This window comes from Ruminococcus flavefaciens 007c (assembly GCF_000571935.1).
In the GTDB taxonomy this organism is placed as follows: Bacteria; Bacillota; Clostridia; order Oscillospirales; family Ruminococcaceae; genus Ruminococcus; species Ruminococcus flavefaciens_F.
Map to the genome: position 1 here is coordinate 394742 of NZ_ATAX01000028.1, position 14319 is coordinate 409060.

Here is a 14319-nt window from a genome sequence, read left to right on the forward strand (position 1 = left end):
TTGACAATATAACGGCAGAATGCTATAATAAATGCGTATAGACTTTTTTATAATACAAGGAGAGATACTATGCACAAAGAATTCTTAATGGGAAACGCTGCCATTGCACGCGGTGCCATTGCGGCAGGCCTGAACCTCGTTTCCGGCTATCCCGGTACTCCGTCCACGGAAGTGCTTGAGACTACCGCAAAAGCCAATGACGGATCAATATACGTTGAATGGTCGGTAAACGAAAAAGCTGCAATGGAGCTTGGCGCAGGAGCTGCTTACAGCGGCGCCCGTTCAATGGTCACTATGAAGCAGGTAGGTCTTAACGTTGCTTCGGATCCGCTTATGAGCCTTGCTTATATAGGCGTCAAGGGCGGCATGGTAATACTGGTCGCCGACGATCCGGGACCGATCTCATCCCAGACAGAGCAGGATACACGCCATTTTGCTTCATTCTCAAAACTTCCCTGCTTTGACCCCTCTTCCGTTCAGGAAGCCTACGATATGATACAGGAGGCCTTTGAATATTCCGAAAAATACCACACTCCCGTGCTTTTCAGACCTACTACAAGAGTCTGTCACGGCTATGCTTCCATAGAAGTCAAGGACAAGGAGGAGTACAAGGTAAACAAACCCGAGGGCTTCGTCAAGGACTCCTCAAAATGGGTAATATTCCCCCGTCTTTCCTATAATGCTCACATACATATCGAGGAGCGCAATGCGGAGCTTTCACAGGTATTCTCCGATTACAAGCGCAATATCATCACTGAGGCTGCCAACAGCAGCTGCCGCAGGGGTATAGCTACCCACGGTATAAGCTACACCTACACTATGGAAGCTCTCCGCGGAAAGGACACTCCAAGAGTATTCAAGGTATCAACGCCTTTCCCTTTCCCCGAGCAAGCCGCTGTGAAGTTCCTTGAAGGACTTGACGAGGTGCTCTGTATCGAGGAGCTTGATCCGATAATCGAGCGGGAGCTCACTTATATCTGCGGAAAATATCATCTGAATACTAAGATACTGGGCAAGCTCACACATAACGTAAAGACCGCAGGCGAGAACACCTGCGCCACCGTAGCTGCAAATATAGCCGATTTCATGGGCTGGGATAAGCCTGCCGCCCCCCAGACGGAAGCTCCCCCCGCACTTCCCGTAAGACCGCCGGTTCTCTGTGCAGGCTGTCCTCACAGAGCTTCATTCTTCGCCGTAAAGGAAGCAATGAAAGGCAAAAAGAGCGTATTCTGCGGTGATATAGGCTGCTATACTCTCGGAAACGCCATGCCTCTCGACATGGTGGATACCTGCCTCTGCATGGGCGCAGGCGTCAACATCACTCAGGGTATCGGCAAGATAGAGCCCGACACCAACTGCTTTGCATTTGTGGGCGATTCCACGTTTTTTGCCTCTGCAATAACAGGCGCTGTAAATGCCGTGTACAATCAGGCAGATATGACTCTCGTAGTGCTGGATAACTCCACAACTGCCATGACAGGTCATCAGCCTCACCCCGGCACAGGCCGCACCATGATGGGCGAGGTAGTCGAAAAGGTAAGCATACAGGAAGTCCTCAAGGGCGTGGGCGTAAAGACCGTTGAGACTGTAAATCCTCTTGAACTCAATAAGGCTATTGATACGGTAAAGCGCGTATCAGCCGAAAAGGGGGTAAAGGCCATCGTGTTCAAGTCGCCCTGCGCTGTACTTATCAAAGGCAGCACCCCCGCAGTCATCGACGCTGCAAAATGCGTCTCATGCAAAAAGTGCATAAATACTCTGGGCTGTCCCGGCATCGTACTCAGGGACGGTAGTGTTACTATTGAAAATTCCCTCTGCACTGGCTGCGGACTTTGTTCGCAGGTATGTCCATTCGGAGCAATAGGAGGTGGCGAAGATGCAGAGTAATATCCTTATCTGCGGAGTAGGCGGTCAGGGAATCGTCCTTACATCGAAGCTCATCGCAGCAACTGCCATGGAGCATGATATCCCCGTAATGAGCGCCGAGACCATCGGTATGGCACAGAAGGGGGGAAGTGTATTCAGCTTCCTGAGACTGGGCGACGATATCTACTGCCCCATGTTTCCCGAGAAAACTGCGGATATAATCATAGGCTTCGAGCCTGCGGAGGCTGTACGTATGCTTCCTTACCTGAAGGACGGCGGACAGGTGGTAGTCAATACCCACCCCATAATGCCCGTAACAGCTACACTCAGCGGCTCCGACTACACAGGACAGGAAATGATAGAATATCTCAAGCGCAACGTGAAGAACGTGCTTCTCGTTGACGGCACAAAAGCCTGTGAGGAGATAGGCTCCCCGAAGGTTCTCAATATGATAATGCTGGGCGCCTCCGTCCGCAACGACGTTCTGCCCTTCTCCGTGGACGACATCGAGGAGACCATGAAAAAGACCGTAAAACCGCAGTTTGTGGAGCTCAACAGTAAAGCCCTCCGCTATACGGATTAAGCCGTTAGCCATGTAGTGGCGGACAGTGTTCGCCCGCAAAACACAAATAATTTAGCCTTACACTAATGTAGGGGCTGCCTCTGGCAGTCCGCATATATAGTCCATGACAAATATTCAAAAGGGATATTCATTTTGCTAATTGCGGGCGTCCCTACACGGCATTAAATGAAAGGAAAGAATTAAAATGCAGATATCACAGCAGCAGCTCGACCTGGTCAACGACCGCATCAAGGCGCTCGTTGAAGCAGGCAGCTTTTACGGAAAAAAGCTTGCAGAAGCAGGCATCACACACGTTGACACACCAGAGGACTTCACAAAGCTCCCGTTCTCAGAGAAGAAGGACCTCCGCGACGCTTACCCTCTCGGACTTATGACAGCGCCCGAAGAGGAGATAGTACGTATACACTCATCATCGGGAACTACGGGTACTCCCGTAATTATCCCTTACACAGCCAAGGACGTTGATGACTGGGCAATAATGTTCAAGCGCTGCTACGAAACAGCAGGCATAACCAATATGGACCGTATCCAGATAACTCCCGGCTACGGCCTCTGGACAGCAGGTATCGGCTTCCAGAACGGCGCCGAGAAGCTGGGCGCTATGGTAATCCCTATGGGTCCCGGAAATACCGACAAGCAGCTCCAGATGATGCAGGATATGGAGAGCACCGTTCTCTGCTCCACTTCGTCCTATGCACTTCTTCTTGCTGAGGAGATACAGAAGCGCGGCATCAAGGACAAGATACACTTGAAAAAGGGCGTTATCGGTTCGGAGCGCTGGAGCGACAAAATGCGTGAGCGTATCCACAATGAGCTGGGCATCGAGCTCTTCGATATATACGGCCTTACCGAGATCTACGGCCCGGGCATCGGTATCAACTGCCCCGGCGAAAAGGCTATGCACTACTGGGACGACTACCTCTACATCGAGATAATCGACCCCAAGACAGGCGAGAACGTTCCCGACGGCGAGCTGGGCGAGATAGTTATAACCACTCTCGTCAAGGAGGGCGCTCCCCTTATAAGATACAGAACTCACGACCTTTCAAGGATAGTTCCCGGCAAGTGCAAGTGCGGACGCTCCTACCCGAGAATAGACGTAATTATGGGACGTACCGACGATATGATGAAGATCAAGGGCGTTAATGTATTCCCCAGCCAGATCGAGGAAGTCCTTGCAAGCTTTGAGGAGATCTCCAGCGAGTACCAGATACGTATATCCCACCTGGACGGCAAGGATACAATGCGTATCTACGTTGAATCGACAGGCGATGTAGACTTTGACGCACTCAGCAGAAAGATAGCCGAAAAGGTCAAGAGCAGGATAGGCTTCACTCCCATCGTAAAGGTAGTTGAAGTGGGCGTTCTGCCAAGAAGTATGAAAAAGACTGCAAGAGTCATAGATGAGAGATTTGATTGATGAAGAATTACCGTATTGTTGCGGCTGTTTTGGGGGCGCTCCTTGCAGCGCCCATCATTTCGGGCTGCTCAGATAATAATACCCCTTATGACAGTGAGGCCGTTATATCTTCCGCAGAAGTCACTACTGCTGAAAAAACCACTGTACAGCCCGAAACAGTAGCCTCCGACGAAAAAAAGCAAAATGCCTCTGACTTCGGTGCTCCATCCGAAGAGATGCTGCTCAATAACAGTCCTCTCCTGTACATCATGGACAACGGGGACTATATCTACTCAGCTGTAAAAAAGGAAGGAAATACGCACTATGAAGTATATGTCCGCGACGACCGCAAAGGCAGGTCAGAAGAGCTCGGTCTGCCGCAGGACAGCGTTATATTCTATTCCGACGGCAAGAAGCTCTACTACTACTCTCCCGATGAGGGACTGTGTGTATACGATAACGGCAAGTCCTCACTACTATGCAGTGAGACTAAGTCGGAGGAACGTATCCCCCAAAGGAACAGCTTCTTCTTTGCGGAGAACTATATCTTCTTCACCGTTCCCGGAGAAAACGGCACAGAGATAAGGATAATGGACTATACGGGCGAACTGTCCGAAAAAAGCTTCCATATAGACCACAGAAACGCCGGTATAATATGCAATGCGGATATTGACGGCGGTCTCTGCCTGATATGCTCATATCCCAAGGGCACAGACGAGCATATCATCGCCTTTGACGGCTCAGACTCATACACGGAGCTGGCAGTTGGCTATTCGCCGCTGACAGCGGGAGATATGCTTTACTACATAGACTTCAACAAGCTGTACAGACTGCCCCTTTCGGGAGGTGAGCCCCAACAGCTCACGGACACCCTCTGCAAAAGCTACTGCATATACGATGACAAGCTGATATTTACCGACGGAAAAACGGTATTTTCCTCGGACGGAAGCAGTGAACCGAAGGAGCTAATATCCTATAAAGACCTTGAGGGCTGCGACTTCATCAGAAGCGTAAGAGTCACCGACGGACGCCTTTTTGTAATGGGAGGCGCGGGAGCCTTCCATATATGCCTTTCCGAGCTGGACAAGGACGGAAAGATCACAGAAAAGGTATACTCCGACAATGAGTCTTAATGCCATTTCATATATATCGGCAATCCTGTGAGATCCGCCGTTAAACCATCGGATCTCAGATATATTTTTATAAACAGATGAATGCAAACGAACTTATCGCACTTATTATCATCGCAGCCCTTGCCGTATTCTCGGTATGGCTGTACAAAAGGCTCCATAAGCCCGATATCACCAAGCTCTATAACGCAAAGACCATACTAACCGACAGGGAATACGACTTTTACACAAAGCTGAAGCCTCTTGCCGACGAGTACGGTCTGAATATCTATACCAAGGTAAGGCTTGCCGACCTGATCGAGCCCAAACCCAAGGAGGAAAACCCATTCTGGATGGAGTGCTTCAATAAAATCAAGGCCAAGCATATCGACTTTGCCCTTGCGGACGATGATACCTCCATTGTGGCTCTTATCGAGCTGGACGACACCTCCCATGCACGCCCTGACCGCGTGGAACGCGATGACTTCGTGAACGCTGTCCTGGCAAATACGGGATATACCCTGCTCCGCACCTACGGCGAGCTGGACGTTATCGAGGAATACCTGCGGTTATGAGTCGTTAGCTTGCAGTGGCGCCGTCAGACGTCCGTGTTAATATCATCAGAGCTGCGGGCGGAAAGTATCCGCACCAACTTTTCAGTATATTATTATAAATTAATAAGGGCTGCAATTGCAGCCCTTTCGTTATTTCATCTTTACTGTGTATATTTTATCTATCTTATCATATTGGTTTGAATAGCCTCCCGCATAGACATAAGATACTCCGCCGTTTTCACCCATGACTGAATATTCTTCCTGTATTTCGCCGTTTTCATCAACTCTGACTGCTCCCGACCTTATTACGTTCTCCTGATGGCTTATCTCATTAAAGGTAACACCTTCGGCTGTGGCACGGATATCGGAATAGATACCTTCCTCAACTATGGGATAGGTTATGCCCAGCTCGGGTATCATGCAGTATACAGGCATACGTATCTCATTGCTCCTGCACCCGATGAACAGCTTACCGTCATACATGGCCATGCTGCTTCCCAGATCGGAAATATCCAGAAAGCAGTGCTCCATTTTTTCAAGATCGTAGATATGGAGCTTTACGTTGTTATAGAGTATCGCAAGCTTCTCGTCGGCATAGACTATACGTCCCGTTGTAACAGATGTCTTTACGCGGTAATAATCGTTTACAAGGTCGTATCTGTGCCCGTGCTCGGGCTTTATGAGGCAGGAATAAACGCCGTTGAAGCTGTTGCTTGCCATTATTTTTCCCTCGGGAACTTCTGTCTCCTTCTCTTTCACGAATTCGTCCTTATCGCTGTCGTATTTATAGGTAACCGTGGGTATTTCGCTGACATTATGGTATTCCTGAAGCTCTGCATTCCCTGAATCATCGGCATTCAGCCATATACTTATATCCTTGGTGGCAGCTTCATAAAGAGTCGTTATCTCTGCCGTTTCAAGGTCAAGGCGCTTTGCCGCAGCTGTGGGAATGTTTCCGTCCTTGCCGTAATATGTAAAGAACATACTGCCCTCGCTGAAGAAAACGTTCCTGTAGCAGCGCTCGTCCAGATCCTTTGCTGTCCAGCTGTATATCTCCTTTAAACTGCTCCCAGACAGGTCACAACTGTACAGCGACCAGTCAGCATATTCAAAACATTCATATGTAACATAAATATAGCACTTGCCGTTCCATACATAACACTTATTTGAATATCCCTTTACTGACTTGCCCGCAAAACTCTTCCAGTTATACACGGGCGTTCCGGTGTATGATTCAAACCTGTTGGTGTAGTATTCCTCGGCAAATTCCTCCTTGTTGCATACGGGGACTTTCTCGCCGAAGTCAAACCCGCTGATGTCTATACAGCCGATCTCCATGGGAGGAGCGTTATCCTTATAGGTCAGAGGGATATTTATCTCTCTGAAATCCTCGTCGGTATATTCCCTGAACAGAGGCTCCGAGCTTTCGCTCTCGAAAACGCCTGTATCATCTGACGGTACGGGCTTCTTTTTTTCATTACAGCCCGCTGTCACGGAGGAGAATACCAGCAGAGCCGCAGCTCCCGAAATAATGCGCTTATCCATGCATCTCATCTTCATTTATCCAGTATCTGGTAGTATTATACTTATGGCCGGTATAATAAACGTTATTTCCTTCTCTGTGCACCTTTTTTTCTGTTGCAACGCTTTCCTCAAAGCTCAGACAGCCTTCATCATTGTATATGTTAAAGAGCCTGTCTAAGGAGTCACTGCCGTCGAAATTGCCGCCGAGCTTGAAAAACGGGAATGTAAGTCCGAGCTCGGGAATAATATAGTAAAGGGTTCCGCTGTTGCCTTCCGGATATACGAACAGTCCGCCGTTGAAATACTCGCAGTTTATACCCAGTGATGAACAGTCAAGTACGTAGCACTCCTTTTTGTTAAGGTCAAAGAAATGAACGGTATTGCCGTTGATATTTCCGCCGAAATCAACCACCAGCTTGTCATGGCCCGCATAGAGTACGTTACAGGAGGTAAGTCCCGTGGATACTCTGTATTCGTCGGTAACTACGTCAAATTTTCGTGAACGCCCCTGTCTTTCCGTCCATGAAAAGAGCTCGCCGCGTATGTCAGGCAAATCTATCCCGTCCTCATTTTGTTCTTCTTCTGCCGTTACCGATTTTCTGTAAAGCTCTTTCCATGTATCGGTATCGGGGAAATATTCGCTCATAACTATTTCACTGCCGGTATAAAGGGATTTCCTGCCGTCATCATCTACCTGTATTATTTCATCCGGTCCGGGCTCATAATCGTCGGCGACTTCCTTATAATTTACCTTTTGGCTCATTACAATGAGCCTGTCGGCATTATTCGGATAATAATGGTTTGAATAATCGGGAAGATAGTCCATCTGCACCAGCTCGCCATTGTCAAGGTACATGAGCTCATTATCTCCCATAACAAGATACAGCCTGTCGTGATACCAGTAGAGCTGATTTATCCAGATCGCCGATTCAGGATCGGAATGGCGGTAGAGTTCCTCTGTTTTTCCTGTGAGACCGTCCACACGGAATACAGACAGATCATGTACATCGCAAAAGCCATCCGAACCGCAGTAATCGTCATAGGAAACTACATAATAAATGTCGTTGCCTTTATACCAGCCTCTCGTTGTCACGCCCTTTGAGGGCTGGCTGCACTTCTTTTCCCACTCTTCTTCAAGCTGCTTCACTTGTTCGCTGTCTGCCTCAGCCTCTTCTGATCCGTGATCGATGCTCATACTGAAATCGGGCTTGTAGCGGTCACGGTACTTCTCTCCCTTGCAAGGTGAGATGCGTTCACCGAAGTCCAGATCTGTTATATTGAGGCTGTGGAGGGTGAACGGCGGCTCCTTGTCGGTCTTGGTTATATTTACGTTTATGGTCTTGAAATCCTCCGCTTTGAACTCGCGGAATTCAGGCTTATCCTGTATTACCGGCTCGTCAACGGAACCGTCCGACACGGTGGTATCACCTGCGGCAGGCTTTGCCTCAGAGCTTTTCTTATTCTTGTCCTCACATGAAAAACAGCAGGCAACCATTGCTGCGGCTGTGATAAATGCTGTGATCCTTTTCATATTTGTCCCTCCCAAATCAGTGTATATATATAAGTGATTTCAGAAAACAAAAAAGACGAAATCTTTCAAGTTAAAATAAAAAAAATATTTTCGATCCTTCGTATTGTAATTATATCCTATATTCCCGGCCACTGTCAACCAAAACGACATTTGTCGTAATTTGTCGGCTTATTCATGTATTTTTCCCAATTCATAGGCTTTTATTCCATTTTTATTTATGATTTCTTTGAAAATTTTTCCATAAATCAAGCAGAAATTTGCATTGCGTCTTTTTTTGTGGTATAATAATATGAAAAACCGCAAGCTTACACGACGACTTTATTCCATAGGAGTTGCATTAAAATGAGTACTGAAACTATATTGAAATACGATTCCCCCTCTGAGAGCTTTGCTGAAGCTCTCCCTATCGGAAACGGACGTATCGGCGCTATGATCTACGGTACAGCCGTCAATGAGTCTATCAGCCTTAACGAGGATTCTGTCTGGTCAGGAGGTCTGCGGCACAGGATCAATCCCGAAGCTCAGGAGGGCTTCGCGGAAACAAGAAGGCTCCTTGCAGAGGGCAGAACAGAAGAAGCCGAAGAGGCAGCATTCAGCAAGATGCAGGGCGTTACTCCGAATATGAGGCGTTATATGCCCCTCGGAGAACTCAAGATAGACCTGGAGCTCGGCGGCAGAGCAAGAGAATTCTCACGCAGCCTCGATATCGGCAGCGCTGTGGCAGACTCTTCCTTTACCGTAAACGGCGTCACATATACAAAGGAATACTTCATATCCGCACCCGATGAAGTCATGGTAGTTCGCATATACGCATCGGAACCCGCTTCCGTGTCCCTTTCATGCTGTATCGACAGCCCCGAGGACTTCTACGACGACAACCGTCCCTGCGGAAATAATATGATACTCTTCAACGGCGGTACCGGCGGCAGAGGAAGTATACTCTTTGCAGCCTGCCTCGGAGCCTCCGTAAAGGGAGGCAGCCTGAAGACCGTTGGAAGCCGTCTCGTGGCTAAAAATGCCGACGAGATAATGATAGTGCTTTCCGTCCGCACAAGCTTTTACAGCGAGAATTACAGCGAATCCGCTCAGGTGGATACGGAAATGGCTCTTCAGTGCGAGTTTGACGAGCTCTACTACCGCCATGTGAATGATTACCGCGAGCTTTTCGACCGTGTGGAGCTTTCTCTCAACGATAACAGCGACGAGGATCTGTCCCTCCTTTCCACAGCAGAGCGTATCGACCGCATGAAGGGCGATGAGCTTGACAACAAGGAGTGCAGACGTCTCATCAACGATAACAAGCTTTTCGAGCTTTACTTCAATTTCGGAAGATACCTTCTCATATCATGCAGCCGTACAGGCACTCAGCCTGCTAATTTACAGGGACTCTGGAACGAGCTTTCCGCAGCTCCAGACGGCAGCAGATATTCCCTCAACGTGGCTTCGGAAATGTACTACTGGGCAGCAGAGAGCTGCAACCTTTCCGAGTGTCATCTGCCGCTTTTCGACCTTATGGAGCGCGTATGCGGCAACGGCAGAGTCACCGCAGAGGAAATGTACGGCATACACAAGGGCTTTGTATGTCACCATAATACCGATATATGGGGAGATACGGCTCCTCAGGGCGAGGAGCGCACCTCAAGCTTATGGCCTATGGGCGGCGTATGGCCTGCCCTGCATATCTTCGAGCACTACGAATACACTCTGGACAAGGAATTCCTTGAGGAAAAATACCATATCCTCAGAGAGTCCGCCGAGTTCTTCACGGAGTATCTCACCGAGGACAAGAAAGGCAGACTGGTAACAGGTCCCTCGGTATCTCCCGAAAATTCCTATACAGACAATAACGGATACAAGGCAAGCCTCTGCATGGGACCTGCCATGGATCTTCAGATGATATCCGTGCTTTTCTGCGACGTCATCAAGGCAGCCGCCATACTTGGCAGGGACGAAGCTCTCTCCGAAAGCCTGAAGGCTATGCTCAGAAAGCTGCCTATGCCTCAGACAGGAAAATACGGTCAGATAATGGAGTGGTTGGAGGACTACGACGAGACCGAGCTCGGTCATCAGCATATCTCCCAGCTTTTCGCTCTCCACCCCGCTGATATGATAAATCCCCACAAGACGCCAAAGCTGGCCGACGCCGCAAGAGCTACCCTTGTGCGCAGACTCATCAACGGCGGAGGACGCACAGGCTGGAGCTGTGCATGGGTGACGAATATGTGGGCAAGGCTCTTTGACAGCCGCATGGTCTACGAAAACCTTCAGCGTATGCTCTCACACTATACCTCTCCGAATATGACGGCTTCAAAGCCCTGCTTCAGCCCCTATGCAAACCTCGGCTGCACCGCTGCCATAGCGGAGGCTCTCATGCAGAGCTGCGGCGGCGAGATCAATCTTCTCCCCGCTATCCCCGAGGAATGGAACAACGGCCATATCACAGGTCTCAGGGCAAAGGGCGGCTTTACCGTTGATATTTACTGGACAGAACATACTCTCGACCGTGCAGAGATATACTCAGAGTACGGCGGAGAGCTCAGGATCAGGGCAAACTGCGTTGTAAGCGTCGCCTGCAGCGGCGAATCCGTAAATTCACGCATAGAAGACGGCGTCATCATTTTCGATACGGAACAGGGCAGAACATATACCATAAAAGCCTGATCCATAGGAGGAACAAATGTATATTCGCAAAATTACTGCTGTTGCAGCCGCTGCGGCTGCTGCCTTGTCGGTATTCGCTGCTTGCAGCAAGAACAAAAAGGGCTCATTTACGGCTTCGGTGCCCATTATCGAGAAGACTACCGCAAAAACTACTGCCGAGCCCACTACTACTCTCCCCGTAGAGACCTTTCCCGAATATCCCGTTACCTTCCCTGAAATAGAGAAGAAACAGTCGGGCAACCTCTATGAAGCGGAAAAAGCCCAGCTCAAGGGCGGCGTCAAGGCAGCTACCGACCTTCCCGAATTCAGCGGCGAAGGCTATGTAACAGGCTTCGGCGACAAGGGAGAGGGCTCCGTCTGCTTTGAGATAGACGTTCCCACCAATCAGCACTATGACCTCTCCTTCAATATATCAGCCGCAAAGGCAGTAAACTGCCGCATAACTCTCGGAGATCAACAGCTGACTGTGTTCAAGACCACTGACAACAGCCAGTTCACCTATATAACCCTCTACGGCGTATTCCTTACAAAGGGCAAACAACAGCTCACCATTACTCCCGAAAACGGAGATATGTTCCTGGATTACCTGAAGATCGAGAACAATACCTCTCTCAGCGATATATCCTACAATACCAACGGCGAGCTGGTAAACAAGGACGCAGGCGAGTCCGCAAAGGAGCTTATGAGCTTCCTGTCCGAGAATTACGGAAAATACATCATTACAGGTCAGTACGCCTACGGCGGGGACAATGCCGACCTTAACCTGATCTACCGCACTACGGGAAAATACCCCGTTATGCGATTCTCTAACCTTGAGATACCCGACGAGAGCTTCGACGATAGCTTCAAGGAGGTGGACGCTGCCGCAGAATGGTACTTTAACGGCGGCATCTCCTGCGTAAGCTGGTTCTGGAAGGCTCCGTCAGACAAAAAAAGCGGCATACGCACAGAGGATACGGATTTCGACCTCTCCAAGGCCGTCACTGAAGAAAAGATCGCAGAGCTCACCGAGGAAGACATCAGAGAGCTTTACAGCAAGGGAAATATTTCCAAGGAGTGCTACGGTCTGATACTTGATATAGACAATATGGCAGGCCAGCTGACCTCCCTCAAAAACAGAGGAGTTCCCGTACTGTGGCGTCCTCTTCCCGAGGGCTGCGGCAACTGGTACTGGTGGGGCGCAAAGGGCACTGCCGACTACAAATGGCTTTGGCAGCTGATATACGACCGCTTTACCAAGTATTTCAAGCTGGATAACCTCATATGGGTATGGAACGGTCAGAGCGAGAGCTCTCTTGTGGACAAGCGTACCTTCGACATCGCTTCCGTAGATCTTTACCTCAGCAGCGAAAAGGACTACGGTGACAGATTCTATGAGGAATTCGCAGCCGTTCAGAAATTCGTGGGCAGCGACAAGCTCATAGCTATCAGCGAATGCGGAAGCGTTCCCGATATGGATACTGCCTTCAGAGACAACGCTGTATGGTCATTTTTCGGCGTATGGTACGGCAAGTATATACGTACCGAAAAAGGCGAATACAACGAGGAATACACCAGCAAGGACGCTCTTATAAGAGCCTATAACTCCGACGGCGCACTTACCCTCGACGAATACCGCAAGATGAGGGGCTTCAAGGAGCCCGAGACAGATACCGAATAAGAAAGGGGACTTTGCATGAATGACGATTTCACACCAAGACGTCCCAATTCCGCAGCACAGGACGAGATAATCGTCAAAATGCTCAATGAGGTCGGCAGGAACGACCACAAGACTACAAGCTTCAAGCTTTGGGATACTCTTGTAATTACTCCCTTTTCAAGACCTGAGGATATGTTTCTCTTCATGGAAGAGGATTTCTCCCTGCTGAGCACCTGCGGCAAGACCTTCACGGAGCTGCGCACGGAAGCTCAGAAGGCTGCGGAAAAGAAATACAGCGTCAAAAGCAATGTTACTCTTGAAAAAATATACGATATATTCACAAAAATTAGCGGTATCACCGCTGCGGGCAGAGACAGGCTCATGGCCCGCGAATGTGACCTGATACACCACTTCGCCTTTGCCAGAAGAACAGGAAAGCTCCTTTTTGACAAGGCTAAGGACTGCAAAAACAGGATAATCGTCACCTCTGATTCCTACTATCCCCGCGACGTTATAGTAAAAATACTCTGCGACTGCGGATACGGCGGATATGACAAGCTTATACTCACCGAGGAACAGAATATACCCGATTCGGCACCTACTGCCTACCTTGACGCGGTGATAAAGAAATCGGGAGTGGAAGCAAACAATATTCTCCATGTGGGCGGAGATTTCTCCGCAGATGTGGAGGCACCCATAGTCAAAGGCATGAGAGCCCTCATGCTCCAGCCCGTACAGCCGCTTATGGTAAAATCAGGCAGGATAAGAGGCTTTATCGAGGAAAAACATCTCTACGACATGGAGGACAGCAGACTTATGGCTCTTCGCTGTGCCTTCGGCCTCTATGCCGCCTACGGCTTTGACGTGCCGCAGAACAAAAAGCCTCAGAGTGACCTCTGCGGAGACAATTATATGACAGGCTTCATAATACTTGGACCTCTGTCACTTATACAGGACTTTTCTCCCGAAACAGAGCTTCAGGGCGAGCTGATCTCCGCAATGGAAAGCAATAAGGAGATCATGGACGGAAAGCGCGATTTTGAGGAGATGATGTACTGCCATTTCGGTGATTTCATCGAGAAATATGGCAGCGAAGGCTGTCAGCTGCCGCTGGAATTCCTCGAAAAACACAGCTATATCGGCGACAGGAACAATATAATGCCCCTTCTTTCGGAAAACGGCAGAAAAAAATGGGGCAAGCCCGCAAGTGAACCCAAGCTCGCACCGGTTCACGCAAAAGCCGTCAGAAAGAACCCCGTTCAGAAGCTGGCCGACAAGCTTTTCCCCGAAGGAACAAGAGTCAGAGAGCTCACTGAAGGAGTCCTGAACAGAAAAAAGAAGAAATGATCTTACTTTTCTGCTCTTTGTCACCTTTTGCGACAGCCGTATTCGACGGCGTTTTATTACACTGATACCTTATTACATTTCCCTGCAAGAAACGGTGGTATAACCT

The 14319-nt window shown here is 49.1% G+C and carries 10 protein-coding genes; 8 read left to right on the forward strand and 2 right to left on the reverse strand.

Annotation, left to right across the window (positions count from 1 at the left end; translation table 11 throughout):
• The first annotated feature begins 69 nt into the window (after positions 1-69).
• The 5 genes from iorA to RF007C_RS12645 all read left to right on the forward strand — a co-directional run bounded on the left by iorA (position 70) and on the right by RF007C_RS12645 (position 5532).
• Positions 70-1887: an indolepyruvate ferredoxin oxidoreductase subunit alpha gene (gene iorA / locus RF007C_RS12625; RefSeq protein ID WP_037300271.1), complete on the forward strand. Its 1818-nt coding sequence runs from the start codon at positions 70-72 to the stop codon at positions 1885-1887.
• On the forward strand, positions 1877-2449 hold the full coding sequence (locus RF007C_RS12630; RefSeq protein ID WP_019679789.1) for an indolepyruvate oxidoreductase subunit beta: 573 nt from the start codon (positions 1877-1879) through the stop codon (positions 2447-2449). Before iorA ends, RF007C_RS12630 begins: the two co-directional genes overlap by 11 nt.
• A 184-nt stretch (positions 2450-2633) precedes the next feature.
• Positions 2634-3869, forward strand: coding sequence for a phenylacetate--CoA ligase family protein (locus RF007C_RS12635; RefSeq protein ID WP_019679788.1), 1236 nt, complete (start codon positions 2634-2636; stop codon positions 3867-3869).
• On the forward strand, positions 3866-4981 hold the full coding sequence (locus RF007C_RS12640) for a hypothetical protein (protein WP_141630201.1): 1116 nt from the start codon (positions 3866-3868) through the stop codon (positions 4979-4981). Before RF007C_RS12635 ends, RF007C_RS12640 begins: the two co-directional genes overlap by 4 nt.
• A 77-nt stretch (positions 4982-5058) precedes the next feature.
• Positions 5059-5532, forward strand: a complete 474-nt coding sequence (locus tag RF007C_RS12645) for a DUF2726 domain-containing protein (RefSeq protein ID WP_051456663.1) — start codon at positions 5059-5061, stop codon at positions 5530-5532.
• A 129-nt stretch (positions 5533-5661) separates the two neighbouring features.
• Here RF007C_RS12645 and RF007C_RS12650 read toward each other — a convergent pair whose 3' ends face one another.
• The gene (locus RF007C_RS12650) at positions 5662-7056 is read right to left on the reverse strand and encodes a hypothetical protein (protein WP_037300274.1); all 1395 of its coding nucleotides are present in this window, start codon (positions 7054-7056) and stop codon (positions 5662-5664) included.
• Positions 7049-8566 (reverse strand): hypothetical protein, encoded by a 1518-nt coding sequence (locus RF007C_RS12655; protein WP_037300278.1) that lies wholly within the window; start codon positions 8564-8566, stop codon positions 7049-7051. The genes RF007C_RS12650 and RF007C_RS12655 overlap by 8 nt, the downstream gene beginning before the upstream one ends.
• Positions 8567-8908: 342 nt before the next feature.
• Between RF007C_RS12655 and RF007C_RS12660 the strand changes: the two genes are divergently transcribed.
• The 3 genes from RF007C_RS12660 to RF007C_RS12670 are packed head-to-tail and all read left to right on the forward strand — an operon-like array spanning position 8909 to position 14213.
• Positions 8909-11227 carry a glycoside hydrolase family 95 protein gene (locus tag RF007C_RS12660; RefSeq protein ID WP_037300281.1) on the forward strand — a complete coding sequence of 773 codons (2319 nt, stop codon included), beginning with the start codon at positions 8909-8911 and terminating at the stop codon, positions 11225-11227.
• Between the two features lie 16 nt (positions 11228-11243).
• The gene (locus RF007C_RS12665) at positions 11244-12887 is read left to right on the forward strand and encodes a glycosyl hydrolase (protein ID WP_037300283.1); all 1644 of its coding nucleotides are present in this window, start codon (positions 11244-11246) and stop codon (positions 12885-12887) included.
• Positions 12888-12902: 15 nt separating this feature from the next.
• The gene (locus RF007C_RS12670; protein ID WP_037300286.1) at positions 12903-14213 is read left to right on the forward strand and encodes a hypothetical protein; all 1311 of its coding nucleotides are present in this window, start codon (positions 12903-12905) and stop codon (positions 14211-14213) included.
• The last annotated feature ends 106 nt before the right edge of the window (positions 14214-14319 follow it).

Excerpts from the sequence above, each read along its gene's own strand:
- RF007C_RS12665 (WP_037300283.1), top strand. The coding sequence starts at position 11,244 with ATGTATATTCGCAAAATTACTGCTGTTGCAGCCGCTGCGGCTGCTGCC.
- RF007C_RS12655 (WP_037300278.1), bottom strand. The coding sequence starts at position 8,566 with ATGAAAAGGATCACAGCATTTATCACAGCCGCAGCAATGGTTGCCTGC.
- RF007C_RS12645 (WP_051456663.1), top strand. The coding sequence starts at position 5,059 with ATGAATGCAAACGAACTTATCGCACTTATTATCATCGCAGCCCTTGCC.
- RF007C_RS12650 (WP_037300274.1), bottom strand. The coding sequence starts at position 7,056 with ATGGATAAGCGCATTATTTCGGGAGCTGCGGCTCTGCTGGTATTCTCC.
- RF007C_RS12635 (WP_019679788.1), top strand. The coding sequence starts at position 2,634 with ATGCAGATATCACAGCAGCAGCTCGACCTGGTCAACGACCGCATCAAG.
- RF007C_RS12670 (WP_037300286.1), top strand. The coding sequence starts at position 12,903 with ATGAATGACGATTTCACACCAAGACGTCCCAATTCCGCAGCACAGGAC.
- RF007C_RS12630 (WP_019679789.1), top strand. The coding sequence starts at position 1,877 with ATGCAGAGTAATATCCTTATCTGCGGAGTAGGCGGTCAGGGAATCGTC.
- RF007C_RS12660 (WP_037300281.1), top strand. The coding sequence starts at position 8,909 with ATGAGTACTGAAACTATATTGAAATACGATTCCCCCTCTGAGAGCTTT.
- iorA (WP_037300271.1), top strand. The coding sequence starts at position 70 with ATGCACAAAGAATTCTTAATGGGAAACGCTGCCATTGCACGCGGTGCC.